Origin of the sequence: Microbacterium sp. (assembly GCF_043427715.1) — a bacterium.
Classification (GTDB): domain Bacteria; phylum Actinomycetota; class Actinomycetes; order Actinomycetales; family Microbacteriaceae; genus Microbacterium.
Genome location: NZ_JBHWTD010000110.1, coordinates 1 through 26,153, shown reverse-complemented (window position 1 = coordinate 26,153; position 26,153 = coordinate 1). Strand labels below are relative to the sequence as shown.

The 26,153-nt window shown below is 69.6% G+C and carries 21 protein-coding genes and 3 pseudogenes; 13 read left to right on the top strand and 11 right to left on the bottom strand.

Features of this window, described 5'->3' with window-relative positions; all coding sequences use genetic code 11:
* Nucleotides 1-24: 24 nt before the first annotated feature.
* Nucleotides 25-1,836 (bottom strand): hypothetical protein, encoded by a 1,812-nt coding sequence (locus tag ACHFGS_RS11805; protein ID WP_394289488.1) that lies wholly within the window; start codon nt 1,834-1,836, stop codon nt 25-27.
* Nucleotides 1,837-2,026: 190 nt separating this feature from the next.
* Nucleotides 2,027-2,197 (bottom strand): CsbD family protein, encoded by a 171-nt coding sequence (locus ACHFGS_RS11800; RefSeq protein WP_394278714.1) that lies wholly within the window; start codon nt 2,195-2,197, stop codon nt 2,027-2,029.
* Between the two features lie 319 nt (nt 2,198-2,516).
* Between ACHFGS_RS11800 and ACHFGS_RS11795 the strand changes: the two genes are divergently transcribed.
* Nucleotides 2,517-3,980, top strand: a complete 1,464-nt coding sequence (locus ACHFGS_RS11795; protein ID WP_394278713.1) for a glutamate--cysteine ligase — start codon at nt 2,517-2,519, stop codon at nt 3,978-3,980.
* A gap of 275 nt (nt 3,981-4,255) precedes the next feature.
* On the opposite strand, the gene glmM is transcribed toward ACHFGS_RS11795, so the two are convergent.
* The 4 genes and pseudogenes from glmM to ACHFGS_RS11775 form a co-directional block, all read right to left on the bottom strand.
* Entirely contained in the window at nt 4,256-5,599 is a 1,344-nt protein-coding gene (gene glmM, locus ACHFGS_RS11790) for a phosphoglucosamine mutase (protein WP_394278712.1), read from the bottom strand.
* 7 nt (nt 5,600-5,606) lie between these two features.
* Complete coding sequence (rpsI, locus tag ACHFGS_RS11785) at nt 5,607-6,089, bottom strand: 30S ribosomal protein S9 (protein WP_283716083.1); 483 nt, start codon at nt 6,087-6,089, stop codon at nt 5,607-5,609.
* A 29-nt stretch (nt 6,090-6,118) separates the two neighbouring features.
* Nucleotides 6,119-6,565 carry a 50S ribosomal protein L13 gene (rplM, locus tag ACHFGS_RS11780; protein WP_394278711.1) on the bottom strand — a complete coding sequence of 149 codons (447 nt, stop codon included), beginning with the start codon at nt 6,563-6,565 and terminating at the stop codon, nt 6,119-6,121.
* 181 nt (nt 6,566-6,746) lie between these two features.
* Nucleotides 6,747-7,094 (bottom strand): annotated as a pseudogene (locus ACHFGS_RS11775) (IS3 family transposase); the annotation flags it as partial.
* Between the two features lie 104 nt (nt 7,095-7,198).
* On the opposite strand from ACHFGS_RS11775, the gene ACHFGS_RS11770 reads away from it, so the two are divergent.
* The gene (locus tag ACHFGS_RS11770; protein WP_394278710.1) at nt 7,199-7,354 is read left to right on the top strand and encodes a hypothetical protein; all 156 of its coding nucleotides are present in this window, start codon (nt 7,199-7,201) and stop codon (nt 7,352-7,354) included.
* On the opposite strand, the gene ACHFGS_RS11765 is transcribed toward ACHFGS_RS11770, so the two are convergent.
* Nucleotides 7,337-7,705 carry a response regulator transcription factor gene (locus tag ACHFGS_RS11765; RefSeq protein WP_394278709.1) on the bottom strand — a complete coding sequence of 123 codons (369 nt, stop codon included), beginning with the start codon at nt 7,703-7,705 and terminating at the stop codon, nt 7,337-7,339. The genes ACHFGS_RS11770 and ACHFGS_RS11765 overlap by 18 nt on opposite strands.
* An 85-nt stretch (nt 7,706-7,790) precedes the next feature.
* Between ACHFGS_RS11765 and ACHFGS_RS11760 the strand changes: the two genes are divergently transcribed.
* The 6 genes and pseudogenes from ACHFGS_RS11760 (at nt 7,791) to ACHFGS_RS11735 (ending at nt 16,022) form a co-directional block, all read left to right on the top strand.
* Complete coding sequence (locus ACHFGS_RS11760) at nt 7,791-9,434, top strand: ATP-binding protein (RefSeq protein ID WP_394278708.1); 1,644 nt, start codon at nt 7,791-7,793, stop codon at nt 9,432-9,434.
* 103 nt (nt 9,435-9,537) lie between these two features.
* Nucleotides 9,538-10,762: pseudogene (locus ACHFGS_RS11755) on the top strand (sugar transferase).
* Between the two features lie 42 nt (nt 10,763-10,804).
* The gene (locus ACHFGS_RS11750) at nt 10,805-12,436 is read left to right on the top strand and encodes an ATP-binding protein (RefSeq protein WP_394278707.1); all 1,632 of its coding nucleotides are present in this window, start codon (nt 10,805-10,807) and stop codon (nt 12,434-12,436) included.
* Entirely contained in the window at nt 12,433-13,563 is a 1,131-nt protein-coding gene (locus ACHFGS_RS11745) for a hypothetical protein (protein ID WP_394278706.1), read from the top strand. Before ACHFGS_RS11750 ends, ACHFGS_RS11745 begins: the two co-directional genes overlap by 4 nt.
* Nucleotides 13,564-13,600: 37 nt before the next feature.
* Nucleotides 13,601-15,385, top strand: coding sequence for a DUF4012 domain-containing protein (locus ACHFGS_RS11740; RefSeq protein ID WP_394278705.1), 1,785 nt, complete (start codon nt 13,601-13,603; stop codon nt 15,383-15,385).
* 28 nt (nt 15,386-15,413) lie between these two features.
* Nucleotides 15,414-16,022: a cell wall protein gene (locus tag ACHFGS_RS11735; RefSeq protein ID WP_394278704.1), complete on the top strand. Its 609-nt coding sequence runs from the start codon at nt 15,414-15,416 to the stop codon at nt 16,020-16,022.
* A gap of 3 nt (nt 16,023-16,025) precedes the next feature.
* Here the strand turns inward: ACHFGS_RS11735 and ACHFGS_RS11730 are convergent, their stop codons facing one another.
* Entirely contained in the window at nt 16,026-16,721 is a 696-nt protein-coding gene (locus ACHFGS_RS11730) for an endonuclease/exonuclease/phosphatase family protein (RefSeq protein WP_394278703.1), read from the bottom strand.
* 29 nt (nt 16,722-16,750) lie between these two features.
* Between ACHFGS_RS11730 and ACHFGS_RS11725 the strand changes: the two genes are divergently transcribed.
* From ACHFGS_RS11725 to ACHFGS_RS11715, 3 genes and pseudogenes are all read left to right on the top strand, one after another.
* On the top strand, nt 16,751-17,758 hold the full coding sequence (locus ACHFGS_RS11725) for a glycoside hydrolase family 6 protein (protein WP_394278702.1): 1,008 nt from the start codon (nt 16,751-16,753) through the stop codon (nt 17,756-17,758).
* A gap of 116 nt (nt 17,759-17,874) precedes the next feature.
* Nucleotides 17,875-18,803, top strand: a pseudogene (locus tag ACHFGS_RS11720) (response regulator).
* 163 nt (nt 18,804-18,966) lie between these two features.
* Nucleotides 18,967-19,515: a hypothetical protein gene (locus ACHFGS_RS11715; protein WP_394278701.1), complete on the top strand. Its 549-nt coding sequence runs from the start codon at nt 18,967-18,969 to the stop codon at nt 19,513-19,515.
* Nucleotides 19,516-19,625: 110 nt separating this feature from the next.
* On the opposite strand, the gene truA is transcribed toward ACHFGS_RS11715, so the two are convergent.
* The 3 genes from truA to ACHFGS_RS11700 form a co-directional block, all read right to left on the bottom strand.
* Nucleotides 19,626-20,462: a tRNA pseudouridine(38-40) synthase TruA gene (gene truA, locus ACHFGS_RS11710; protein WP_394278700.1), complete on the bottom strand. Its 837-nt coding sequence runs from the start codon at nt 20,460-20,462 to the stop codon at nt 19,626-19,628.
* A gap of 247 nt (nt 20,463-20,709) precedes the next feature.
* A complete protein-coding gene (locus ACHFGS_RS11705) occupies nt 20,710-21,615 on the bottom strand; it encodes a PfkB family carbohydrate kinase (RefSeq protein ID WP_394278699.1) in 906 nt (301 codons plus the stop codon).
* Between the two features lie 5 nt (nt 21,616-21,620).
* Nucleotides 21,621-22,463, bottom strand: coding sequence for a universal stress protein (locus ACHFGS_RS11700; RefSeq protein ID WP_394278698.1), 843 nt, complete (start codon nt 22,461-22,463; stop codon nt 21,621-21,623).
* Nucleotides 22,464-22,677: 214 nt separating this feature from the next.
* On the opposite strand from ACHFGS_RS11700, the gene ACHFGS_RS11695 reads away from it, so the two are divergent.
* Both ACHFGS_RS11695 and ACHFGS_RS11690 read left to right on the top strand, forming a co-directional pair.
* A complete protein-coding gene (locus ACHFGS_RS11695) occupies nt 22,678-24,810 on the top strand; it encodes an acyltransferase family protein (protein WP_394289487.1) in 2,133 nt (710 codons plus the stop codon).
* Nucleotides 24,811-24,922: 112 nt separating this feature from the next.
* Entirely contained in the window at nt 24,923-25,966 is a 1,044-nt protein-coding gene (locus tag ACHFGS_RS11690) for a GNAT family N-acetyltransferase (protein WP_394279164.1), read from the top strand.
* The last annotated feature ends 187 nt before the right edge of the window (nt 25,967-26,153 follow it).

Genomic DNA, 26,153 nt, shown 5'->3' with positions numbered 1-26,153 from the left:
CATGCGATTCGCACGCCCGGTCGGTCAGCCGACGCGCGCGCCAGACCTCATCCGTCGCGCCGACAGGTGCTCGATGCGCACCGGCGCCGTGTGTCCTGTGCTCAGCGGGACGCTCACCTCGAGGACCACCTCGTCGGCGCGCTGGAAGATGCGTCCGCGGTCGCCGATGCCGCTGATGGTGCGGGAGGCAGACTTGGAGGGAGAACGCTCCAGCGTCCCCTTCGACCACGTCCGTACGAGCAGATCGGGCCCTTCGACTGCGATCGCAAGCCACACCCGTCGAGCTTCGGAGTGCTTCACCGCATTCACGAATCCCTCGTTGACGACGGTCGCGACGCGCCGGGAGATCGCGGGGGCATGCAGGGCCTCGGCGGCTTCGGGAGTGATATCGCTCGACACTTCGAGCAGTCCGCTCCACGTGGACACGAGCTCCTCGACGTCCTCATGGCTGGACTGCACCGTGTCGGTGCGCAAGACCGCCTCGGCTTCTGCTTCGTACCAGAGCACTGACTCGAACGCCTCGTCGAGCTCGTGACGGAAGGAATCGACCTGCTCGTCGGTGAGCGTGCCCTCGTCGGCGTAGGCGGCCAGCATCACGCATCGACCTTGCACGCGCCCATGCAACACGTGCGCCGCGTGCCGCAACGGGCGGCGTGCCTGCGCGGTCTTGAGAGTCAAGGTTCGGGCGACCAGCACGAGCACCGCCTCGAGTCGCCGCGAGCTGATCGCGGCGCTGGCGATCGCGTCCGTACAGGCGGCGAGGGCGACGCCCACGAGCGGCAGCGAGACGATCGGTCCGAGCAGTGCGGGGTCGTCAGTGGGAAGCAGCCATCGGGCGCATGCGGTGAGCAGGACCCCGGCCGCTGCCCAGGCGACGACGATGATCGCGCCGCGCGCTCGCGGATCCTTCCCCCGCGAAACGGCTCGTGTGATCGCGTCGACCGCGAGCGTCACCGTGAGGACCGTCGCCAGGCAGAGCAGAGCGAGCGGGATGCCGCCGAGATGGTGGGTGTAGGGCACAGTTGCCGCTGCGAACACCAGGCCTGTGATCAGGTAAGGCGGTGGCCGCAGCTGGCTGAGGAGCGATCCCGATCGGCGTTCGAACGGCGGCGCGGGCTGCTCGACGGTGATGAGGTTCAGGTTGTGGTGGGCGCGATCCTCCAGCCGATGGCTCGCGGCACGGACGACCTCGGAATAGTTCCGCACGGCATCGAAATCGACGTCGCCTGCGAGCATGCCGTCGCGGCGAATGCGAAGCTCGCCGACGATCTCGTCGAGCAGCGCGCGGTTGTCGTTCTCGAACCGCGCGAGCCTGCTGCGCCCCTGGCCGAGGATGGAGACGGCGTGCGAGAGGCGGCCGCGGGTTCCGCGGGTGACGTCGATGGACCTCGCCGTCATCGCCACGATCGAGAGACCGATGACCCACACGACCAGGTTCGACAGCACGCGCACGTGCCACCCGTCGAGGATGAGCGGGATGTCGAAAATGAGCACGAAGAGGATCTCGTGGATGAACGGTCGCGCCGACGCGGCGACGACGACCGCGGTGAGGACGACGACAGCGCGCGAGCGACGCCGCGTGAGTCGCCGCTCGGCGACCGCGGCCGGAATCAGCGCGACCACGAGAACCGCCCAGCCGAGGATCGCGACCGCGAAGGCCCCCACATATCCGACTTGCTCGTAATGCTGGTGAGGCGCGAGTCCGGTCACCGCCATCAAGAAGGACAGCACGATCGATGCCGGGCCGAAGAAGGCGCCACTGGTGACGGCATCCCACCAGACATGGGTGCCGAGTCGGATGCGCCCCTTCGCGAGGGCCGATCCTCGCCGTGACATCCCGGCCACCCCAGAGACGCTCGTCATGACCGGTTCGGGCCGATCGTCGTGACCGGTTCGAGCCGATCGCTGTCAGGCCAGTCTAGCCCTCGGCATCCTATACACCGGCGCCGGCCAGCAGGCGGTGCGGAGTGCGGGCGACACGCAAAACGCCCCGGTCCGGGAGGACCGAGGCGTTCGTGCGAGCCGCTTACTTGAAGGCATCCTTCACGTTCTCGCCGGCCTGACGGAGGTTGGCTTCCATCTGGTCGCCCTTGCCCTCCGCTTCGAGGCGCTCGTTGTCGGTCGCCTTGCCGGCGCCCTCCTTGCCCTTGCCGGTGAGGTCCTGTGCGGCGTTCTTGATCTTGTCGTCGAGTCCCATGGCTCTGGTCCTTCCGTCGATCGGTCCGGATGCCGGTGCGCTCCGGATGACGTCCACGCTACGAAGGCGACCCGATTCCGACCAAGGGGTAGCGAATCGGCCGGTTGTGCGTTAGTCGCTCGCCGCGTGCCCGTCAGTTCCGCGCGATGCGCGCCTCGAAGACCACCTGGTCGTCCTCCTGAAAGATCCGCGTGCCGCCGGCGCGTGATCCGAACCCGTTCACGCGCCCAGCCGGAAGTCTGCCGGCCGAACACCAACCGGATTCCCCGCGCTGTCAACCACCCCTGGCCCGTCGGAACCCGCGACATACGCTGACGGCATGGGAGAAGAGATCGACGCGCAGGAGTTCACCGGGGCCGACCGCACGCGGCATCGCGAGAAGATCCGCCGCAACCTCGACGTCTTCGAGCGGATGCTGAGCGAGGCGAGGTTCGACACCGACGACCCGATGACGGGCCTCGAGCTGGAGCTCAATCTCATCGATGAGGTCGGCGACCCGGCGATGCGCAACGAAGAGGTGCTGCGGGCGATTGCCGATCCGGCGTTCGTGACCGAGCTCGGCCGCTTCAACGTCGAGATCAACGTCCCGCCGGCGAAGCTCCGCGAGGGCGGCCTCACGACCTTCGAGACCGGACTCCGCCAGCGGCTGAACGACGCAGAGTCGCGCGCGCAGACCCAAGGGGCAGGTCTGGTGATGATCGGCATCCTGCCCACCCTCACCGAGCACCATCTGAGCCCGAGCACCCTCAGTGCCGACTCCCGGTACGCGCTGCTCAACGAGCAGGTGCTCGATGCCCGCGGCGAGGACATCGCGATCTCGATCGCAGGACCGGAGCGGCTCGACACGACGGCCGACTCGATCGTCCCCGAGGCGGCGTGCACGAGCACGCAGTTCCATGTGCAGACCTCGCCGGCGCAGTTCGCGGCGTATTGGAATGCTTCCCAGGCGATCGCCGGCGTGCAGCTCGCCTCCGCCGCGAACTCCCCGTATCTCCTGGGCCGGGAGCTGTGGCGAGAGTCGCGCATCGCGCTGTTCGAGCAGGCGACCGACACCCGCAGCGAGGAGCTGAAGGTGCAGGGGGTTCGGCCGCGCGTGTGGTTCGGGGAGCGGTGGATCACCTCGGTGTTCGACCTCTTCGAGGAGAACGTGCGCTACTTCCCGGCGCTGCTGCCGATCGTCGACGACGAAGACCCGCTCGAGGTGCTCGAAGCGGGCGGCATCCCTTCCCTCGCGGAGCTGAAGCTGCACAACGGCACCGTCTATCGGTGGAATCGTCCCGTCTACGACATCGCTGACGGGATGCCGCATCTCCGTGTCGAGAACCGCGTGCTCGCGGCCGGCCCGACGGTGTCCGACACGATCGCGAACGCGGCGTTCTACTTCGGGTTGGTACGCGCGCTTGCCGAGGACGAGCGTCCGGTGTGGTCGCGGATGCCGTTCGCGACGGCGCGCGAGAACTTCCAGGCGGCGGCGCGGCAGGGCATCGATGCGCGGCTGGGCTGGCCGGGCGTGGGGCAGATCCCCGCGACCGAGCTGATCCGCGAGCACCTTCTCCCCCTCGCCGCCGAGGGTCTCGATGCGTGGGGAGTGGATGCCGCGGAGCGCGACCGTTACCTCGGGATCATCGATGCCCGGTGCGCGGCCCGCACGAACGGTGCGGAGTGGTTCGCCCGCAAGATGCGGGCACGCGGCGGCATGGAGCGTTTCGATGCCCTCCGCGCGACCCTGCTCGAGTATCGCGAGGCGATGCACACGAACGAGCCGGTGCACACCTGGGAGTGACGCGAACGCCTCGTCCGACACTGAGCCCTACGCCGCCCGCATTCCACTCAGAATCCCGCCGAACATCAGCGCGTGGGTTCCTAATCGAGAAGCCGACAATGCGGGCGAAGGATCTCTTCGCCCGCAACAAGGCCGAGCGAGCTAAAGTCGACCCTCAGCCGGGGCCGACCCAGCCCGAACCACTCCCCCGCCCGTAGCGATTCGGGAGCAGCCCAGAGTCGCCGGATTCCCCCGCGAGAAAAGGGTCAGACACATCCGACTCGCGGACGACGCACTCACCCCCGCACGACCTCCGCCAGCCGCTCCGCAACGGCGCGCGCGTCCTCTTCCGTGGCCGCCTCGACCATGACGCGCACGAGCGCCTCGGTCCCCGACGGCCGCAGCAGCACGCGCCCCGAGTCTCCAAGCTCCGCCTCGGCCTCAGCCACAGCGGCAAGCACGTCGTCGTCGGTCGCACGCGACCGCTCGACGCCCTTGACGTTGATGAGCACCTGCGGGAAAACCGTCATCACCGACGCGAGTTCGGCGAGCGACTTCCCGGTGCGCGCCATCTCGGCGGCGAGGTGCAGGCCGGTGAGCACGCCGTCGCCGGTGGTGGCGAATTCGCTCATGATGACGTGGCCGCTCTGTTCGCCGCCGAGCGAGTACCGACCGGCGTTCATGCGCTCGAGCACGTAGCGGTCGCCGACACCCGTCGTCTCCACCGAGATCCCGTAGGCGGCCATCGCGCGGTGCAGGCCGAGGTTGCTCATGACGGTGGCGACCAGGGTGTCGTCGCGGAGCAGCCCCCGGTTCTTCATCGACACGGCGAGGATCGCCATGATCTGGTCGCCGTCGATGATGCGGCCGTCGGCGTCGACGGCGAGGCAGCGGTCGGCGTCGCCGTCGTGGGCAATGCCGAGGTCAGCGCCGACGCGTACGACTTCGGCTTGCAGCACGTCGAGGTGGGTGGAGCCGATGCCGTCGTTGATGTTGAGGCCGTCGGGGTCGGCGCCGATGACGGTGACTTTGGCGCCGGCGTCGCGGAACGTTTCGGGCGAGACGCCGGATGCCGCGCCGTTGGCGCAGTCGAGCACGATGTGGATGCCGTGGAGTCGCTGTCGCAGCGATGCGAGCAGGTGCACGACGTAGCGGTCTTCGGCGTCGGCGAAGCGGCGAATCCGGCCGACGGCACCCCCTGTGGGGAGGAGCTTGGGCCCCGCCATGGCTTCTTCGATGCGCCGCTCGACCTCGTCGGGGAGCTTGACGCCGCCGCGGGCGAAGATCTTGATGCCGTTGTCGGCGGCGGGGTTGTGGGAGGCCGAGATCATGACGCCGAAGTCGGCGTCGACGTCGCCGACGAGGAATGCGGCGGCCGGGGTCGGCAGCACACCGGCGTCGAGGACGTCGACGCCGGAGGAGGCGAGGCCGGCGCTGACGGCGGCGGCGAGGAAGTGGCCTGAGATGCGGGGGTCACGCGCGACGACGGCGGTGAGGCGTCGGCCGGCGGCTTTTCGTGCGTTCGCGATACGACCCTGGCCCAGGACGACGGCGGTCGCCTGGGCCAGGGTGAGCGCGAGATCGGCGGTGAGGGGGCCGTTTGCGAGGCCCCGCACACCGTCCGTCCCGAACAGTGTCATCGAAGGATTAACGCTTCGAGTACTGGGGAGCCTTACGCGCCTTCTTGAGACCGGCCTTCTTGCGCTCGATGACGCGGGCGTCACGGGAGAGGAAGCCGGCCTTCTTGAGGGCGGGGCGGTTGTTCTCGGCGTCGATCTCGTTGAGCGCGCGGGCGATGCCGAGGCGGAGTGCGCCGGCCTGACCCGAGGGGCCACCGCCCGAGATGCGGACGATGACGTCATAGGCGCCGACGAGGTTCAGCAGCGTGAACGGGTCGGTGATGAGCTGCTGGTGCAGCTTGTTGGGGAAGTAGTCCTCGAACTCGCGGCCGTTCACCGTGATGGTGCCGGAGCCGGGGACGAGGCGCACGCGGGCGATGGCCTGCTTGCGGCGACCGACGGCGGCACCGGGAACGGACAGCACGGGGCGCGGGGCCGCGGCTGCTTCGGTCTCGGGGGTTTCGGTCGTGTAGTTCTCGGGGGTCTCGAGGGAGTCAGCGATCTTCGCCATTAGATAGTCCTTAGTTCTCTCGGCGGCGCTTACTGGGCGACCTGGTCGAAGACGTATGCGGTGGGCTGCTGGGCGGCGTGCGGGTGCTCGGCGCCCGTGTAGACCTTCAGCTTCGACAGCTGCTGGCGACCCAGGCTGTTCTTGGGGAGCATGCCACGGATGGCCTTCTCGACGGCGCGAGCCGGGTTCTTCTCGAGGAGCTCGGAGTAGGTGACAGCCTTGAGGCCACCCGGGTAGCCCGAGTGGCGGTAGGCCTTCTTCTGCTCGAGCTTCTGACCGGTGAGGGCCACCTTGTCGGCGTTGATGACGATGACGAAGTCACCGGTGTCGACATGGTTGGCGAAGGTGGGCTTGTGCTTGCCGCGCAGGAGCGTGGCAGCGTGCGAGGCGAGGCGGCCCAGAACGACGTCGGTTGCGTCGATGACCACCCACTCGCGGGTGATCTCACCAGTCTTGGGGGTGTAAGTGCGCGTCACAGTAGTGCTGCTTTCATAGATTCGAACGGAGGAGTTCGTGAATCCCGCTCCGGGGTGGTTCGTTCGGGATGCCGATCGAACACGCCAGTGGAGGGCTCACGTTCGCGGTGCCCAGCCAGCAGGGCGCAGGCACCAAAGATCAAGACTACGCGATCGGGCGCCGCTTCGCCACCTGCCCCGCCGGACCGTTGTCCGACCTGAGCACGGCTGGGGCGCCGCGCACGGCAACGAGGTCTTCGAGGTGGGCGGTGATCGACCGCTCGACGAGCCCACCAATGCATTCGCGGGTGTGCTCGTTAACGATGGAGCAGATCTTGATCGGACGTCCCTGCTCGTCGGCGTCGAACTGGAAGTCCACCGCCCACACCACGTTGGGCGCGTCCGCCGTGGGCGCGTCGACGGTCGAGGATCCGACTCGCTTGCGCCTACGCCGCTGCGGCACACGCAGCCCCTCGTCGCGCCAGAGACGCTGGATCTTCTTGTGGTTCACGACCCACCCCTCGGCGCGGGCGTCGTGGTGCGCCCGCCGACGGGCGGTGGAGCGCCATCGGAGACCACCTCGTCGCCCTCGACGTCCACGACGATCAGGTCATCGGCGCGACGATCACCGACGACTGCGACGACCTGACTGTCATGCGCCTTGGACAGGATCCCGAGCAGCTCGCGTGCGCGGACGGTGCCGACCCGCAGTCACCCGCTGCCCTCGACGTCACCGACGACGGTGCCTACCTGTGGAGCGGCGACGAGATCATCGCGATCGAACGCGGAGCCTCACGAAGACTCGAGTAGCGTCGCCACCCGGCTGCGCAGCTCACGCGGAGTGAAGGGCTTTACGAAATAATCGTCGGCTCCCGCGGTCTTCGCGCGGGAGATGTCCTGCGGCGACGAGCGCGCCGTGATCATCATGATCCGCGTCGAATCGAAGTTCGGATCGGATCGAAGCGCCGCGCAGACCTCGACACCCGTCTTGATCGGCATCATCCAGTCGAGGATCACCATGTCGGGGTGATGCGCGTAGGCCGCGGCGAGGCCCGCGCCACCGTCGTGGGCGACATCCACATCGTGGCCGATGCCGGCCAGGATCTGCTGCAGCAGGGCGGCGACGTCATGATCGTCTTCGACGACGAGAACGTGTGCCACGGAACCCACCTGCTGTCTGACGCCGACCCAGTGGCGACATCATCACGATACACTCGCGAATCGTCCGCGGTTGTACGGTGGACCCGTGAGCACGCGCGCGACCTCAGCCTCGTCAGCCTCCCGCGCGCTCGCTGTTCTCCCCTGGGTGTACTGGATAGGCGGCCCGCTCGCGATCTTCCTGCTCGGCATCTTCGGAGCTTCGCTGCGCGCGACCGCGTTGCCGATCGCCGTCTGGTGGCCCGCCGTCGGCGTCGCGCTGTGGTTCGTACTCCGCGCGCCGAAGAGGCGAAAGCTTCTCGCGCTCCTGCTGGTGTTCGGCGTGACGGTCCTCTCGAACTACGCCGCCGGTCGCCCGATACCGCTGGCTCTCATCTACGGCGCAATCAACACCGCTGAGGTCGCCCTCGTCATCACCTTCCTCGATGCGTGGCGGCGCCCCTTCCGTCTCCACTCTTTCGCCTGCGCCACTCGGTTCGTGCTGTCCATCCTGGCGGCCGCTCTCATCGCCGGCACGCTCATCGGCATCACCGGCTACGCGTTCTCCGGCGTGCCGGCCCAGAGCACCGCCGCTGTCGCGTTCGCGTCGCATAGCTCGGCGATGATGCTGCTCGCGCCGTTCGCGGTGCTGCCACCGCGAATCCCCGAAGCGGTGCGGCCACTGGAATTGGGCATCTATGCGGTCTGCGCGGCGGCCGCGATCATCGTCGCATTCGGCCGGATCTCCTCGGCGCCGCTTGCCTTCCTCGTCTTCGCCATCCTCACGTGGGGCGCCCTCCGCTTCCCCATGGGCGTTGCACTCACCCAGTCGACGGTCATCGCGGTGACGGTGCTGGCCGTCGTCCTCAGCGACGCCGGCTCGTTCTCGGGCGTCGCCCTCGGCGAGATCGACGCCGCCATCACGCTCGTCACCTTCATGAGCGCCGTCGGCATCTTCACCGTGCTGGTCGTCGCCTCCCGCTACGAAGGGCGCGTGAATGCCGCACTCGCCCTCACCGCCGCACACGATGTGGCCGAGGCCGAACGCGAGCGCGAGCGCGCCGCAGCGCTCGGCATGCAGCTCGACCTGGAGCGGCAGCGCGAGGACTTCGTGACCGCGACGAGCCATGAGCTCCGCACACCCGCGACCAACATCCTCGGCTACAGCGAGCTCCTCGTCGCCGCCGACCTTCCTGATGATGCGACCGACTGGTCGCGTGCCGTGCACCGCAGCGCGACCCGCCTGAAGTCGCTGCTCGACGACCTGCACCAGTCCGCAGGGATGGCGGGGACCGCTATCGAGCCCATCGCCGTCGATGACCTGATCGACGATGTCCGTGCCGCCCACCTCCCCGACGCCGAAGCGCGCGGTACGGTCGTCGAAATCCACGGCGCGACGGGGCTCGTGGCCGCGGCGAGCGCGATCGACGCACGGCGGGCACTGTGGAGCCTCGTCTCCAACGCCATCAAGTTCAGTGCGCAGCATCGCGTCACGATCACCGCTCACCGAGACGGCGACGAGGTAGTGATCGTGGTCACCGATGATGGCCCCGGCATGGCCCCCGACACCCTCGCCAACGCGTTCACCCGCTTCTACCGCGGCGCCGAAGCGGCCGCAGCATCTGCAGCGGGGCTCGGTCTCGGGCTCGCGAACGCACAGGAACTCGCGACCCGCAACGGTGGTGAGATCCGACTCGACTCGGCGCTCGGCCGAGGCACGCGCGCGTCATTGGTCCTGCCGGCGGCGCCATGACGTCCCCGCGCGCCCACGCCGGTCATCGCAGGTCGCGACGCCCTGCTAGCGTGTCGTGATGCCTGTCGGGGCGAGGACTGCGCACGAACTGCCGCAGGAAGCGATGAGCGACGAGCACGGCGAACAAGACCACACCGCGCGCCCCGGCACAGCTGTGTCGGGCGCTTGGCGACGCCGCTACGCGCAGCGACTGTGGATCAGTGACCTACTCGTCCTCATCTGGGTTGTCTTCGGCACCCAGATCACCTGGTTCGGCACCGGCGCCGCCGACTTGGCGATGGAAACCGGCGTCGTCGACAGTGCGGTGTCCTGCTGGGTGTTCTCCAGTGCGTTGATCGTGATGTGGATGATCGCCCTCGCCCTCGCCGACACCCGCGACCACCGGGTCATCGGCGCCGGGAGCATGGAGTACGCGCGCATCGCCTCTGCCAGCCTGACCCTGTTCGGCGTCATCGCGATCATCGCGTCCCTCACTCAGACAGAGGTCGCGCGAGGATTCCTCCTCATCACCCTTCCCCTCGGCATCCTCGTGCTCCTGTTCGAACGGTGGCTGTGGCGGCAGTGGCTGATCGCCCAGCGGCGCAGCGGGGCGTTCTCCGCACGGGTGCTGCTGGTCGGCTCTGAGCGGTCGGTCGTCGACGTCGCCAACGAGCTGATCCGCAACAGCGCTGCCGGCTATCACGTCGTCACGAGCACGGACGACCTCCCCGCCGACAAGGTCAAGGAGATCTCCTGGGGCTCGAGGCGGGCCGTCAGCACCTCGTGCTGGCGCCGGGCATCGCCGACATCGCCGGCCCTCGCATCAGCTCACGCCCCGTCGCAGGCCTCCCCCTCATCCACGTCGAGACCCCGCGCTTCAGCGGCGGGCAACGCGTGGCAAAACGCGTCTTCGACGTCGTCGCATCGATCCTCGGCGTCATCGTTGCCAGTCCGCTGCTGGTCTTCCTCGCGATGTCGATCCGGCCACGTCATGTTCAAGATGAAGCACGACCCACGCGTGACCCCGATCGGCCGCATCATGCGACGGCTCAGCCTCGACGAGCTGCCGCAGCTGTTCAACGTGATCAACGGGTCGATGTCGCTTGTCGGCCCCCGCCCGCCCCTCCCCAGCGAAGTCGAGCTGTACGCCGATCACGTGCACCGCCGCTTCCTGGTGAAGCCGGGGATCACCGGCCTGTGGCAGGTCAGCGCACGCTCGTCGCTCTCGTGGGACGACTCGGTGCGCCTCGACCTTTTCCTACGTCGAGAACTGGACCCTCGTCGGCGACTTCGTGATCCTGTTCAAGACGGTGCGCGCCGCCCTCGCACCCGGGGACACGGCATTCTGATCCGGGAGCGTGCCGGTGAGTAGGCGCGCCGCCGAGCGTGGCATGAGCACATATGTGAGCAGGTGGTCGGACAGCCAGCTCATCGGCACGCGGGTGCGGTCGGTGTGGCAGTGGCAGCTCATCTTCACCTTCAGCGTCGTCGCCATCGGCGTCGTGGTCGCGATCCTCGACGAACAGCTGCTGACGCACCCCGCGTTCCTGGCCGGGGTCATCGTCATCGTCTCGGCATCCATCACCTCCCTCGTGACACCCTGGGCCCGACACCCGAAAGCCGCCGTGCTCATCCTCCCCGCCCTCGACATCGTGGGCGTGGGCATAATGTCATTCGGCTCCGAGGTGCTCGGGTTCCTCTGGGTGTTCCCGATCGCCTGGATCGCGACGTACTACTCCACGCGAGAGCTGACCCTCGCCCTCATCCTGACCGGGGCGATGAACCTGGCAGACGAGTTTCCGACTGCGTACACCCTGTCCGTCATCCTCGAGCTCCTCATCGTCCTGATCGCACTGGCATTCCTCGGCATCACGATCAGCGTGGGCGCCCGGCGGACAAGAGCATTCCGAAACCTCACCCGGAGGCAGGCCGACCGTCTTGACCGCACCCTGCACCGGGTGCAGGCCGCCGAGCGTCGCGTGAACGCCGTCTTCGACGCGATCTCCGTCGCCCTCGCCCGGGTCAGCTCGGGCGGCGAGATCGTCGCGGCCAACGCGGCGTACCGCGAGCTGTACGCGCTCGACCCCCGCGACCTCCGCTTCTCCCTCGGCGGCGCCGTCGAGTACACCGACTACCGCGGTACGGCGCTCACCCCTCCCCAGACCTCGGTGGCCCGCGCCGCTCGGGGCGAACCAGCCGACGGCGAGCGCCTGTGGCTCTTCGATCGCAGCGGCACCTGGCGCGCCATGAGCCTCACGGTAAGCCCAGCCCAGACCAACTCGCTCGACGAGCCGACCTACCTCATCGAGCTCGAAGACCTCACCGCCGCCTCCGAAGCGCAGCGCGAGCAGCCCAACGTCACCCGCGTCGTCTCCCACGAGCTCCGCAACCCGCTCACCGCGATCCTCGGGCACGCCGACCTGCTCCTCGAAAGCGACGGGCTGACACCCACCCAGCGCGACCATTTAGCCGTGATCGAATCGGCAAGCGAGCGGATGCTGACCCTCATCCAGGGCATCCTCACCCAGTCCCGGAGCGACGAGCCCGCTCCGGCGGTGTTCGATCTCGGGAGCCTCGCCGCGGCATCCGTACAAGCCTTCCTCCCCGCCGCGGCCGCCGCCGAGATCACCCTCGACAGCGACATCGACGAGAGCCTCTGCATCGACGGCGACGAGTTCCGCGTGCGGCAGGTGATCGACAACCTCCTGAGCAACGCCATCAAGTACACCGACCGCGGCGCCGTGCATGTGCAGGGGCGACACCTCGGGCAGGAGATCGAGGTCACGGTCGCGGACGACGGCATCGGCATGACGCCCGAAGATGTCGACCAGATCTACACGCCGTACTTCCGGGCTCAGAACGTGAAGGACGGCGACATCACCGGCACGGGGCTCGGCATGGGCATCACCCGCGATATCGTCGAGAGCCATGGGGGTAACATCTCCGTCGACAGCACTCTCGGCAAAGGCACCACCGTCACGGTGAGGTTTCCCGCAGCGCCGTCACCGGAGGGGGACCTGTGATCGACGTCGACGTGACGACCGTCCTCGTCGCCCTCGCGACGACCTGCGCGACGATCATCATCGGTCTGGGGTTCCTGCCGTTCCCGTCGCGGATGGCGGCGATCTGGTCGGTCGCATTCGCGGTGGCGATGCTGTCGACATACCTCATCGTCACGGCCGACTCGATCGATTCGAGCATCCTCCGCGCGGCGTCGAACGGCCCGCTCCTTTGCGCGACAGGCCTGCTGTGGGTGGGGCTCCGCGTAGGGCGGGGGCGCACGCCAGTGTTCCTCACGCCGGTCGTGGTGTCGTTCATCGTCCTCACGCTCGCGCTCGGACTCACCGCGGAGACCAAGTGGTACGGCCTGGTATTCCACCTCACCTTCGGGCTCGCGGGGCTCTGTTCGACACTCGCCGCGATCGACCTCGTGCACATCAGCAAGCCGCTGCGCGACCTGTCGCTGCCCCTCGTCGTCGCCACCACCGCGTTCAGTGCGCTGGCGCTGCTGCTCGTCATCGACGGCGTCGTCTTCGCCATCGAGAACGGACGCGGGCAGACCGAAGTCGATCTGCTCGGAATCCGGGCGATGAACGAACTCGTCGCGGGCGTCTACCTGGTGTGCGCTCTCGTGACCCTCCTCTCGATCGTCCGCGGCGGCGACGTGCAGACCCGCGTGCGTGAGACCAGCGACTTCCGCCTCGTCGCACAGGAACGACTCGACCGCGCGAAGGCTGCGGGCGACAAGTGGTGGTCGGTCATCGACGTGCGCCTCGACGACGCGGGCGAGCTGCTCGAGGCGTCCAACGCCCGCGCCTTCGACCGGGTGACCACCCGATTCGGCAATGACGTCCGCGCCGTCATGCCACCCGAGGCCGACATCCACGCGCTGTCGCCCACCCAGTACGTGGTGCTCCTGCCCCGTCCCGACACCGCCGTGCGCGCGATCCTGTCGCGCCTCCTCGAGCGCATCGGCACCGTGACCGACCAGCAGGCCATCCCGGTGCGCCTCTCGTCGAGCATCGGCCTCGCCGCCGCGCCGCTCGCCGACTACGATCTGACGCGCCTGTGCGCTGCCGCCGCCGAAGCCGCCGAGCATGCGCAGATCTCCGGCGGCGACCGCTGGGAGCGGGCCGTCTTCGCGCACTGATGGGGTCGGCACGAAGCCGCCCCGTAGGATCGAGCCGATGTCTGCGCCCTTCCTGCCCCGACCCGCCCGCACCGCCGGGCGCGTCTTCGCCTGGCTTCTGATCGCCGCCGTCATCGCGCTCGTCGCGGTCGCCGCCTGGGTCGGCGTGCGTGGTGCACTCGCATACGATCACCTGCGCACCGCGCAGCAGTCCGCCGGCGACATCGCCGGCCAGCTCGACGACATCGGGGCCGCCGCCTCCGCGATCAACGACCTCGCCGCGCACACCGCTACGGCCCGCGAACTCACCTCCGACCCGATCTGGACAACGGTGGAAGGTGCGCCGTGGGTCGGACCGCAGCTGCACGCGGTCGCCCGCGTCGCAGAGGCCATCGACATCGTCGTGACAGATGCCGCCGCCCCCATCGCCGCCGTGGCCGGCGGCTTCGGTACCGAGGCATTCCGCCCCGTCGAGGGCCGCATCGACACCGCCGTATTCACGTCGCTCGAGCAACCCGCCTGGCGCGCCGCCGAGGCGGCAGCCGCTGCACGACAGGACATCGCCGACCTCGACCGCAACGGCCTCATGGGTGTCATCGCCGACGCGGTGGCCGAGGTCGACACCCTCCTCGATCAGGCCGCGACGGTCACCGATGCCCTCGCACGCACCAGTTCGCTGCTGCCGGCGCTGCTCGGAGCGGACGGCCCGCGCGAGCACCTCCTGCTCGTGCAGAACAATGCGGAGTGGCGTTCGCTCGGCGGCATCGTCGGCGCCACAGCTGTCATCCGAACGGACAACGGGAGCATCCGACTGATCGGTCAACGGCCGGGTAGCCAGTACAAGCAATATTCACCCGCCGACCCGCCCGTCGCCGACCTCGCCGACTACGAATCCATTTACCAGACCAAGCCCGGCCGCTTCATGATGAACGTCACTCAAGTCCCGGATTTCGCCGTCACCGCCTCGCTCGCACGAGAATTTGCGGCCCGCGAAGGAAACGCGGTCCGCAGCGCCGTCGCTATCGATCCAGTGGCACTGTCCTACCTCCTGGACGCAACCGGCCCGGTCCTGCTCCCTACGGGCGACGAACTGACGAGTGCGAACGCCGTCGATCTCCTCTTGAACGAGGTGTACTTTCGTTACACCGAGCCTGCCCGACAGGACGCGTTCTTCGCTGCCGCGGCCGACGCGATCTTCCAGTCGCTCACAGACGGGGCGGTCGACCCGACCAAGCTGATCATGGCGCTGACGCGCGCTGGGGAGGAGCGTCGTCTCCACCTGTGGAGCGCCGACGAGACCGAGCAGTCAATCCTTGCCGAGACCTCTCTCGCCAGCGCCCTGCCGCCCAACGATCACGAGACTGCACGATGGGGCGTCTACTTCAACGACGGCACCGGCTCGAAGATGGACTTCTATGTCACACCCGAGGTTTCCCTCACACACAACGACTGCGCGACAGGCATCCGCACGCGCGAGGTCACCCTCGACATCACGCTGACGAGCAACGCGCCGGCCGACGCCGACTCGCTGCCGTGGTACATCACCGGCGGCGGCGTCTACGGCGTCGAGCCCGGCGTCGCCCGCACGGTCGGCGACGTGTACCTGCCCGCAGGATTCGAGGTCGTCACCTTCCACACGGCCACCGGCCGCAGCGTCGGCGGAGGGCTGGTCGGCGACCGGCAGGTGCTCTCCTACGTCCTCGACCTCGAGCCCGGCGAGAGCGGCTCGGTGACCGTCACGGCGCGCGCAGTCACCGATGTCACGGCCGCTGAGGCGTGGGTCACCCCGACCGCTGACGCATCCCTTTCACCTACGGTGCGGGCGGACTGCTCGGAGAACTAGCGATCGCCGTATAGACTCCCCCGCGAAGATGTCCGTCGCGAGAGTCGCGGCGACGGTGACCCTCCGCCGAAAGCAGCTCCCCATGCGCCGCAGCCTCCGCTCCACGACGACCGCACTCCTCGCGGCCGCCTTGCTGATGGCTGCGCCCGCCGCGGCATCCGCGTCGAGCATCTACCCGCCGGTCGGATCCTGCACATCGGATGCCACCGGCGCAGGCCCCGGCGACGTCATCGTGTTCGGGTGTCAAGAGGCCACCTTCGGCGCGAACGAAACCGTCACCGTCACCATCACCGGCGAGAACGGCGCCGGTGCCACCTTCGGGATGGTGCGCGCCGCGGTCTCGACGGCGAGCGCCGTCTACGAGTCCGACGCCGACGGCGCGCTCCCTCCAATCGAGATCACGTTGCCCGACAACGCCCGCGGTGTGTACAACATCGCCGCTGTCTCGCCGACCTCGGCCGGCGGCACGGCAAGCGCCGTCATCGACACCTCGGACGACGGCGCGCTGCCCATCAGCGGCTTCGACTCGAACCAGCTGCTCGGCCTGTGGATCGGCGGCGGCGCGCTGCTCCTCGCAGGCGCGGTCATCGTCGGCGCCGCCGCGATGCGCCGTCACCGCGACAAGACCGAGGACTGACCCTCAGCCCTCCCGCGGCGCCCGACGGGTGAGCGGCCGCGCCGTCACCAGGATCGGCAGGTGGTCGCTGGCGCCCTGCGGCAGCGTCGTCACCTGCCCGACCTCGAAGCCGCGCGAGGTCGCGAAGTCGTAGTGCCCGCGGAAGAACTTGTACCGGGTGTACGTGCGCGCATCACTCAAACGCAGCTCGTACCCGCTCTCGCGCACCACCTGCCCGAGGTTCTCCTTGAACACCGGGTAGTTGTAGTCGCCGACCATCAGGATCGGGTCGCCCTTGCCGAGGGTGGCGAGCTCGTTCAGCGCCGCCGTGATCTGATGCCGCCGGAGCGCGTTGAGCGCCGTCAGCGGCGCCGCGTGGAACGACGCGACGATGAACTCGGTGCCGTGGTCGATGTCGGTGAGATGGAGCCCCAGCATCCGCTCGTCCGCCGGCTTGAGCACGCGGTCGTGGAGCGACTTCTTCAGTGAGAACGAGCGGCTCGCCCCCGCCTTGAACCCGTTCTCGCGGTAGTAGATGGCAAGGCCCAGCCGGTTCTGCCTCGTGGCATCCGCCAGCACGAGCCCGCCGATCCGGTCGGGCATGTCGGCGGTGTCGACCTCTTGCAGGCACAGCACGTCGACATCGTGCCGCTGCACGAGCTCGGCGAGCTCGCCGGCTGCGGCATGCTTTCGCAGGTTGTACGAGACGACGGTGATCATCGGCATCAGCCTATGACTAGAGTTTCACCGTGGCTTTCAGGAAGCTGCGGATGCCGCCGGCCGGCGTACTCATTGCGATCGCCGTCGCCGCCGCGCTCGTCCTCCTGATCATCCTGATCGCCACCGTCGGCAGCCTCCTCACCCGCGGATTCCACACTTTGACAGCCACACCGCCCGGACTCGGCACGATGATCATCGCCCCCGAGCAGTCCAAGGCGAACCAGGCGCTCACCGGTCTCTCCGGTGAAGAAGCGGATGCCACGGCCTGGCTGGCCGCGCAGCCCACCGCTTACTGGCTCACACCCGAACAGGATCCGCGCGGTCGCGTCGGCGAGACCGTGCTCGACCTTCTCGGGCAGGCACGCGAGCAGAGCCGCTCGGTGGCCGTCGTCGTGTACGGCCTGCCGGAGAGAGACTGCGGCAACCACTCCGCCGGCGGTCTGTCGGACGAGGACTACCCGCGGTGGGTCGCCGAGATCGGCGACGCGCTCGAGACCGCTCCTGACATGCAGAAGATCGTGGTGCTCGAGCCCGACAGCATCGCACTCGCCCCCGAGTGCGGCAACATCGCCGACCGTGCCCGCCAGCTCACCGCCGCCGTCGATGAACTGACGTCACCGGGCACCTGGGTCTACGTCGACGGCGGCCACAGCAACTGGCTCGGCGCCGACCGGATGGCGAGCCTCATCCGCGAGACCGGGCTCGTCGGCTCGGTGCGGGGGTTCGCGACGAACGTGTCGAACTATCAGTCCACGACCGACGAGTTCGCCTACGCCGCCGAGCTGTCGGCGAAGCTCGACGGCATGCACGCCGTGGTCGACACCTCCCGCAACGGGTCGGCGTCGTCGGGCGGTGAGTGGTGCAACCCGTCGTGGCAGACGGTCGGCGACCCGGGCGGCACCTACGCCGACGACATCGTCGACACGAACCTGTGGATCAAGCCTCCCGGCGAGAGCGACGGCGAATGCAACGGCGGCCCGAAGGCGGGCACCTGGTGGCCCTTCGCCGCCGTCGACCTCACCCGTGACGCGCGCTGACCGCCCGTCACGCGGCGACCACACGTACGACGGGCAGTGGTTGCGTGCGTGTGTAGCATGAGACGACCTCTATCACGGGATGCTGGGAGCCAAAGTCGATGAGTGATCCGGGCACGATGCACAAGACTGCCGTGATTGTCGAGGACGATCCCGACATCCGCCACCTCATCGTGGAGGTCTTGGAGGCTGCCGGCTTCTCCACCGTCTCGGTGGGCAACGGCATCGACGGTGTGCGTGCCGTGCTCTCGTACCAGCCGCTCATCACGACCCTCGACGTGAACATGCCCGGCATCGACGGCTTCGAGGCGGCGCGCCGCATCCGCGCGCAGAGCGACACGTACATCATCATGATCACCGGCCTCGAAGAGGAGGCCGATGTCGTGCTGGGCCTGGGCGCCGGCGCCGACGAATACGTCGTCAAGCCGTTCCGGCCGCGTGAATTGCGAGCCCGCGTCGAGTCCCTCCTCCGCCGGCCGCGGGGTGGCACGGCCGTGCAGCCGGTCGCTCCCCGGCAGGATGCCGCGGGGCCGTCGTTCCCCGGCGCCCGCACGAGCGAGCAGATGCCGACTGAGCTGACCGCGACGAGCCCGGTGTTCGACGAGCGCGTCGTCACGCCGGCCTACCCGCCGGTGAATCCGCAGGGGGCCCCTCAGAGCGCTCCCGCGCAGCAGCCGTACCCCGGCGGCACCCCGACCGTCGTCATCCCGCCCGTCGGCGCCCCCCAGCCCGTGCCCGGCGCGATGTACCCCGGCGCGATGTACCCCGGCGCTGAGGTCGCACACGCGTCGCAAGCGTCCCCCGTCGGCGGACCCGCTGGGCGGTGCACCGCGACCTCGCCGTGCACGCCGAGCAACGCATGGTGCTCGTCGGGGGCCGCGAGCTCACACTCACGCGCACGGAGTTCGATCTGCTCGCGACGCTCATGGAGTCGAAGCGCCGCGTGCGCAGCAAGGCCGACCTCACGCTCGTGCTGCGCGGCGAGTCGTACGTCACGAGCTACTTCGTCGGCGAGGCCGACAAGCGCGCCATCGCCCGCTCAGTCTAGGGTTGCCCGCGGGACCGTCGCGGTGGCAGGCACGACCATCGAGCAACCGACAGAGGGCACGCAAACTTCGAGAGTTTACCTCACGGTAATCGATCGACTTGCACCTACTGAGAGATTCCTGAATACCGCGTCCCTTCTATACCGACGACCGAACGCAGACACCATGAAGAACAAGATCAGCAAGGCGGTTGCGTCTCTCGCGATCGCTGCAGCGGCGGTCTTCGCGGCTCCGGCCGTCGCGAGCGCCTACACCCCGACTCCCGCCGACGGCACCGTGACGATCACGGCCGGCGGCACCGCCACCGTGGAGTTCACCGGCTTCATCCCCGGCGAGACGGTCACCTTCACGCTGACCGGCGCCTTCGCCGGCAGCGCGACGCTTGCTCAGGTCGCGGCTGCCGCGGACGAGAGCATCAGCACCGAGAAGGACGCAGAAGCCGACGGCTCGGCCTCGGTCGACGTCACCCCGCCGACGAACGCGACCGGCGAGTACACGCTGACCGCGAGCGGCGACGAGAGTGGCGCTGCCGCTGACTCCGTCACCATCACCGTTGCCGCCACCGGTGGCGAGGGCGAGGGCGGCGTGCTGACGCCGACCGGCTTCGACGGCGACTCACTGCTCGGCCTCTGGATCGGCGGCGGCGTTCTCGTCCTCGCCGGTGCCAGCATCGCGGTGGCCACCTCGGTGCGCCGCTCGCGTCAGACGGTCTAAGCACTCGCGAACCAACGCACAGAAGAACCCCCGGGCTTCGGCTCGGGGGTTCTTCTTTTGTCGTGTGCGGGCGGGCGCCGGCGGCCGGGGGTGTCGCGCGCGACTCCGCGTCAGTCGGCATCCAACTCGCGGCGGTTGCGGGTCTGCTCCGCGCGCTGGGCCAGCAGGTCGTCCGCGGGATACCCGACCTCGGTGAGGGTGAGCCCGCGCGCGGCGAGCACCTTGACCTCGTCGACGCGAGTGAGCGCGTCACGGATCTCGACGAGATGATCGGGGTTCAGCCGCCCCTGCCCCACCGCGACGCATCCGCCGACGAGTGCGCGGACCATGCTGTGGCAGAACGCGTCGGCCTTCACATGCGCGATGAGGATTCCCCCCTCATCGCGGTGCCAATCGAACTCGAGCAGCGTGCGGATCGTCGTCGCCTCTTCACGCGGCTTGCAGTAGGCCGCGAAGTCGTGCAGACCGCGCAGGCTGCGCGCGGCGGCATCCATCGATGCGACGTCCAGCTCATCGTTCAGATACGTCGTGCGAAACCGGTCGAGCGGGTCGTAGCCGGAAGTGCGGTCGGCGAGCCGGTACTCGTAGCGGCGCCACACGGCGGAGAAGCGGGCGTCGAACCCTTCCGGGGCGACCGTGACGCGGTGCACGGCGACATCGGCATACGCGCCGAGCACACCGTTCAGCCGTGCGGCGAGCGCCGTCGGATCGGGGTTGCGGGCGGACTGCAGCCGCTGCTGCTGCGCGTCGGTGAGATCGAGGTGCGCAACCTGACCAGAGGCGTGCACGCCGGCATCCGTCCGCCCCGCCACGACCAGTCGCGGATCGCCGCCCAGGATGCGAGCGATCGCGGCCTCGAGCGTGCCCTGCACCGTCCGGAGGTTCGGCTGCCGCGCCCAGCCGCGAAAGGCGGTGCCGTCGTAGGCGAGATCGATCCGCAGGCGCACGAGCCCCAGCCTAGTCGGCGGGCTCTCCCCCGCCCCACGTGCCTCGCGCCTCGCGCGCCCCTCGTCCATAACTCCTCAAGAATCGAGCGGATGCCGCGATGAAACCGGTCCCACCGCTCGGGACGCGCCACTTTTGAGGAGTTGCGCACGCCAGCTGCCGGCCCCGCGGCAGCCCGCAGATCCCCGAGCCGCCGCGCCGCGCGTCGGCCTCAGAGCAGCGCGTCGATCTCAGAGCAGCGCATCGATCTCAGAGCAGCGCGTCGACCTCCGCGCGCGTGGGCGGGTCGGCGCCGGGCCGCGAGACGGTGACACCCGCCGTAACCGCGGCGCGCCGCAGCGCCCGCCCGAGCGCGCCGCCGTCGCCGCGAAGAAAGCCCGGGTCGTCGACGCTGCTCGTCACGAGGCTTGCCATGAACGCGTCGCCGGCACCGATGGTGTCGGCGACCTCGACGCGCCACGGCTCCTGCGTGACGAAGCCCGCCGCGCCGCGCGCGAGCGCCCCCTCGGCGCCCCGCGTCATGACGACGACCGACGGGCCGTGCGCGGCGATCGCGTCGAGCACCTCGTGCGGGGTGCGGCCGGGGTAGAGCGCCGCGGCATCCTCATCGCTCAGCTTCACGAGCGACGCCGCCGCGAACGCCCGCTCGGCGACGGCGAGCGCGTCGTCGCCGACGAGCGCGGGCCGGATGTTCGGGTCGACCGTCACGATCGCTCCGGCCGCCGCGGCCCGCTCGAGTGCGGTGAGCACGACCTCTCCCCCGGGGTGCAGGAACAGCGCGATCGAACCGGAGTGGACGACGGATGCCACCTCCCCCAGCGCTGCGGCCGCTCCCCCATCGAGGTGCCAGTCGATCGCGAACTCGTACTGCGCCGAACCGTCGCGCTGGATCACCGCTCGGGCGGTGGAGGTGGCGGCATCCGTCCATGAGGCGTCCGCCACCTCGGCACCCGACGCGCGCACCTGATCGGCGATGCGCCGGCCGCGGTCGTCGCGCCCGATCGAGGTGAGCAGGGTCGTCGCGATGCCCTGGCGGGCCACACCGACCGCGACGTTCGCGGGGCTGCCGCCGACGTGCTCGGTGTGGGCGCCGTCGCGCTCGACGATGTCGATGAGCGCCTCGCCGATGACGAGGACCCGGGGTGAATCCGTCACGCGGGTCAGCGGACGACGGCGGTGACCGTCGGCAGGTGCGACAGCACCTCCTGGCTGATGGAGCCGAGCAGGAAGCGCGCGATCGCGCCGCGACCGTGCGTGCCGACGACGACCATGCGTGCGTCCTCGGCGATCTCACCGAGCACCTGCGAGGGGTGACCGCGCTCCGCACGGCGCACGACCTTCAGGTCGGGGTAGCGCGACGACAGGCCCGCGAGCGAGAGCGAGAGCACCTCTTCGGTCATCGCCTGCATGTTCGCGAGGTACAGCTCGGGGTAGACCTCCATGGCGTTGCGCGGGGTCTGCAGCGGGGTCCAGGCGCTGACGGCGATGAGCGGCTCGCCCAGCCGGTCGGCCTCGGCCGCCGCGAACTCGATCGCGTGCTCCGAGACGCTCGAACCGTCGATGCCGACGACAACGCCGGTTCCGGTGGCGAGGTCGGTGTCGGGCACGACGACGACGGGGCACTTCGCGCCGGCGGCGATGCGGATGCCGTGGACGCCGCGCACCGAGCCCGTTCCCGGGCCGCGGTAATCGCTGCCGATGACCAGCAGCGCGGCTCCCGACGACGCCTCGATGAGCTTCGCGACGGGGTTGCCCGAGTCGACCTTCGTGGTCACGGCGACACCCGCCGCCGAGACGCGCGCCGCTTCGCTCTCGAGCAGCTGCTGCGTCGCGGACTGCGCGGCGCCGAGCACCTCGGCTTCGCCGACGGTCCCGATCGCACCGCCGACGACGGCGATCAGTTCGATCGATTGCTTGCGTTCGACGGCGCGGGCGATGGCCCAGTCGACCGCACGACGCGACACAGGAGCTCCGGTCACTCCGACGATGATGTGGCCAGCCATGGTGTCCATCCCTTCAGGGCGACCCGTCTGCCTGATCGCGGAGCCATCAGCGGCGCGGTCTGTTTCTCGTACTCCCAACCTACTCCTCGGCGGGGCGCGCCGTCAGTCGTGGCGCGGCGGGAAGGGTCCTTCCGGCGGGTCGCGTTTCGCTCGTTTTCACATGCCCGACCTACACTGGATGCCGCGCCCCCACGCCCGATTTCCTCCCCCTGTGATGACTCGAACTCCTTCTGCGCGCCTTGCCGGCCTCGACGGTCTCCGCGCGATCGCCGTTCTCCTGGTGGTCGTGTACCACCTGTTCCCCGGCGTCCCCGGAGCGGAGATCCTGCCGGGCGGATTCCTCGGCGTCGACGTGTTCTTCGTCATCTCGGGCTTCCTCATCACGGCGCTCCTGCTGCGCGAGCGCGAGGCCACCGGGCGCATCGCGCTCGGCGCGTTCTGGCAGCGACGCGCGCGGCGGCTGCTCCCTGCGATCGCGGTCATGGTGCTGGTGTGCGCGAGCGCCGCGTGGCTGATCGGCGGCGACGTGCTTGTCGGGCTCGGCGGTCAGCTACTGGGTGCGGCGACCTTCGCCTACAACTGGGTGGGCATCGCCGCCGGGTCGTCCTACTTCGGCGCGGGGTCGTTCGAGTCGACGTCCCCCGAGCTGCTGCGGAACCTCTGGTCGCTCGCCGTCGAGGAGCAGTTCTACCTGCTGTGGCCGCTGCTGCTCCCCGCCGTGCTCCTGCTCCGCCGCGCCCGGGTGCTCTTCGTCGTCGCGCTCGCGGGGGCCTCGGTTCTCGCGGCCGTCCTCCTCGTCGGGGACGGCGTGACGCGGGTGTACTACGGCACCGACACGCACGCGTTCGGTCTGCTGCTCGGCGTCGCCCTCGCCTTCCTGCGACCGGAGCGGTGGGGTTCGGCCGGCGCGGCCTCCGGCTGGCGCGGCGCGCTCGCCCGGCTGTCCGGCAGCCGCGCGCCCGACGCCGTCGGGGTTCTCGCGGTCGCGGCGCTCATCGTCCTGGCGACCCTTCCCACGGGCACGGGAGCGGCGACGTTCCCGGGTCTGCTGGTGGCGGCATCCGGTCTTACCGTGGTCGCCATCGCCACCGCCGCCCGACCCGGCGCGTGGCTCGGCCGTGCGCTCGACGTGGCGCCGCTGCGGTGGATCGGCGAGCGCTCGTTCGGGCTGTACCTGTGGCATTGGCCGGTCGTGGTGCTGCTGACCGCCGCCGTTACGGGGGCCTCCCCCGACGTCGCCGTTCCGGTGCCGGTCGGCGTCGCCACTCTGGTGCTCAGCGTCGCCGCGGCGATGCTGTCGTACCGGTTCATCGAGCAGCCCGTCCGCCGGCGCGGTCTGCGCGGATCGGTCGCCACGCTCGGTCGTGCCCTGCGCGGGCGCCCGGTCCGCCGGTTCGCGGCGACCCTCGCCGTCGCCGCCGGCGCGGCACTCGTCGCCGGCACGACCGCCGCCGTCGCGGCGGCTCCCGCCATGGCCTCGAGCGAGAGTGTCGTCGCGCAGGGGCAGAACGCGCTCGACGCGGCATCCGCTGATCCGCGCCCGACCCCGACGATCTCCGGAGCCGCGTTGCGGCCGGGAGTGGCTCCACTGCCGCCCCAGTGCGCGACCGCGAACCTCTCCGACGAGGTCGGTGTGTGCGTCGCGCCCGACGGACGGCCCGTCATGCCGAAGCCCGCCGACGTGCCGGGCTCGCGCATCTCCGCCGTCGGCGACTCGGTCATGCTCGCCTCCGCGAAGGGCCTGCTCGAACGGATGCCGGGAATCGACGTCGACGCGAAGGTGTCGCGGTCGATGACGACCGGCACCCGGATCGTGTCGCGTCTGAGCGCCAAGGAGAAGCTGCGCGACTACGTCGTCGTCGCGCTCGGCACCAACGGCACGATCGACGCAGCGGACCTGCGGCGGCTCCGCGAGGACATCGGGCCGGAGCGCACCCTCGTGCTCGTGAACGCGTACGCTCCGCGCGACTGGATCCCGGGCGTGAACCGCACGATCGAGGAGTTCGCCCGCACGACCCCCGGCGTCGTCGTCGCCGACTGGTCTTCCGCCATCGCGAAGAAGACCGACCTGCTCGCCGGCGACAAGATCCATCCGGGCGCCGACGGCGGACGCGTGTTCGCCGCGGTCGTCGAGAAGGCGGTGCAGGACGCCGCGAACGACCGCGCCGAGCTGCGGTACCGCATCGAGCTCGCGCAGTGGTCGGTACGGGAGGTGTTCGGCGGGGACGGGTCCTCCGCGGGCGAGGAGGACGAGGCTGCGGCATCCGAGGCGGACGACCGCGGCGCCTCGGACGACCGCGAGGCGGGGCGCGACCGCAGTGCCGCCGCGCGCGCGGTCGGCGACTGAGATGCGGCGAACTCCGTGGGGCGGCGGGCGTCGTTGCCGCCGAACCCGGGGCCGGCGACGGAGATGCGGCCTGCGTGGGGCGCCGACGCGGTTGCCGCGTAGCATGGCGCTCGTGACGACTACTCACCTCGCCGACCGCGTCGGCCGGCCGGTCGCACCCGCGGCACCGCAGCATCCCGCGATCGCCCGCTGGCGCCCGGCGACCACCGACGACATCGATGCGATCCACGCCGTGTTCGCGGCATCCGACGCGCTCGACCATCCCACCTGGATCACGCCCCGACAGGACATCGCCGAGATCTTCGAGCTCAGTCACGTGCACGTCGAGCGGGACACGCTCGTCGCGGAGACTGCCGACGGCGAGATCGTGGCCGCAGGGACGGCGATGCTGCATCCGTCCCGGAGCGAGGGCAAGCTGTCCGTCGACATCGGCGGGTCGGTGCACCCCGACTGGCGTCGACGCGGCATCGGGGCCGCGCTGATGGCGTGGCTCGATGCCCGCGGCACCGAGCAGATCGCCGATGCCGCTCGGACGCTGGAGAACGGCGGCGCCGAGGGCCTGCTCAAGGTGTACGCGCCCGAGACCAACCTCGGTCATGTCGCTGTGGCGCAGAACGCCGGGTACGTGCCCGAGCGCTGGTTCTCGACGATGGTCCGTGACGTGACCGCCGACCTCCCGGCGGTGACCGCACCCGACGGCATAACCGTCACGGCATATGACCGCGCGAGAGACGCTGAGGCGCTGGCCGCGCGCAACGACGCGTTCCGCGACCACTGGGGCAGCCTGCCCACGAACGAGGAACGCTGGCAGAACTTCGTCGGCGGCGACTTCTTCCGCCCCGATCTCTCCCGTCTGGCCGTGGATGCCACGGGTCGCTTCGTCGCGTTCTGCCTCGTCTCCGTCATCGAAGACGACTTCGCCGCCTTCGGCGCACCCCACGCCTACATCGACCTGATCGGCGTCGTGCGCTCGCACCGCGGTCAGGGTCTCGCGCCGCTGGTCGTTTCAGAGGCCTTGGCCGCGATCGCCGCGGCATCCCTTCACGCAGCCGTCCTCGACGTCGACACCGACTCCCCCACGCGAGCCAACACCCTCTACGAAGGCCTGGGCTTCACCGCCACCGAGCGCGACATCGCCCTCGTCCGCCGCTTCTGACCGCCCTGGGCGCCCGCCTGCGTCCACGTGTCAGTTCGCGCCGCATCCCCGCCGGCGGTTTCAGGTTGTCAGCGCAACACCGTTGATCAGTTCGTTGATCATGTCAGCTGGTTTCCGGTAGCCGAGGGTGCGACGCGGTCTGATGTTCAGGAGTCGCTGGGTTTCGGTGAGTTCGTCGTCGGTGATC

Bases quoted from the DNA above. Each gene is read 5' to 3' on its own strand.
- ACHFGS_RS11795 (WP_394278713.1), top strand. From the start codon at position 2,517: ATGGGAGAAGAGATCGACGCGCAGGAGTTCACCGGGGCCGACCGCACG.
- rpsI (WP_283716083.1), bottom strand. From the start codon at position 6,089: ATGGCGAAGATCGCTGACTCCCTCGAGACCCCCGAGAACTACACGACC.
- ACHFGS_RS11695 (WP_394289487.1), top strand. From the start codon at position 22,678: ATGACTCGAACTCCTTCTGCGCGCCTTGCCGGCCTCGACGGTCTCCGC.
- ACHFGS_RS11730 (WP_394278703.1), bottom strand. From the start codon at position 16,721: ATGATCACCGTCGTCTCGTACAACCTGCGAAAGCATGCCGCAGCCGGC.
- ACHFGS_RS11770 (WP_394278710.1), top strand. From the start codon at position 7,199: ATGCGCCTTGGACAGGATCCCGAGCAGCTCGCGTGCGCGGACGGTGCC.
- ACHFGS_RS11750 (WP_394278707.1), top strand. From the start codon at position 10,805: ATGAGCACATATGTGAGCAGGTGGTCGGACAGCCAGCTCATCGGCACG.
- ACHFGS_RS11700 (WP_394278698.1), bottom strand. From the start codon at position 22,463: ATGGCTGGCCACATCATCGTCGGAGTGACCGGAGCTCCTGTGTCGCGT.
- glmM (WP_394278712.1), bottom strand. From the start codon at position 5,599: ATGACACTGTTCGGGACGGACGGTGTGCGGGGCCTCGCAAACGGCCCC.
- ACHFGS_RS11800 (WP_394278714.1), bottom strand. From the start codon at position 2,197: ATGGGACTCGACGACAAGATCAAGAACGCCGCACAGGACCTCACCGGC.
- ACHFGS_RS11715 (WP_394278701.1), top strand. From the start codon at position 18,967: ATGAAGAACAAGATCAGCAAGGCGGTTGCGTCTCTCGCGATCGCTGCA.
- ACHFGS_RS11805 (WP_394289488.1), bottom strand. From the start codon at position 1,836: ATGTCACGGCGAGGATCGGCCCTCGCGAAGGGGCGCATCCGACTCGGC.
- ACHFGS_RS11740 (WP_394278705.1), top strand. From the start codon at position 13,601: ATGTCTGCGCCCTTCCTGCCCCGACCCGCCCGCACCGCCGGGCGCGTC.
- ACHFGS_RS11735 (WP_394278704.1), top strand. From the start codon at position 15,414: ATGTCCGTCGCGAGAGTCGCGGCGACGGTGACCCTCCGCCGAAAGCAG.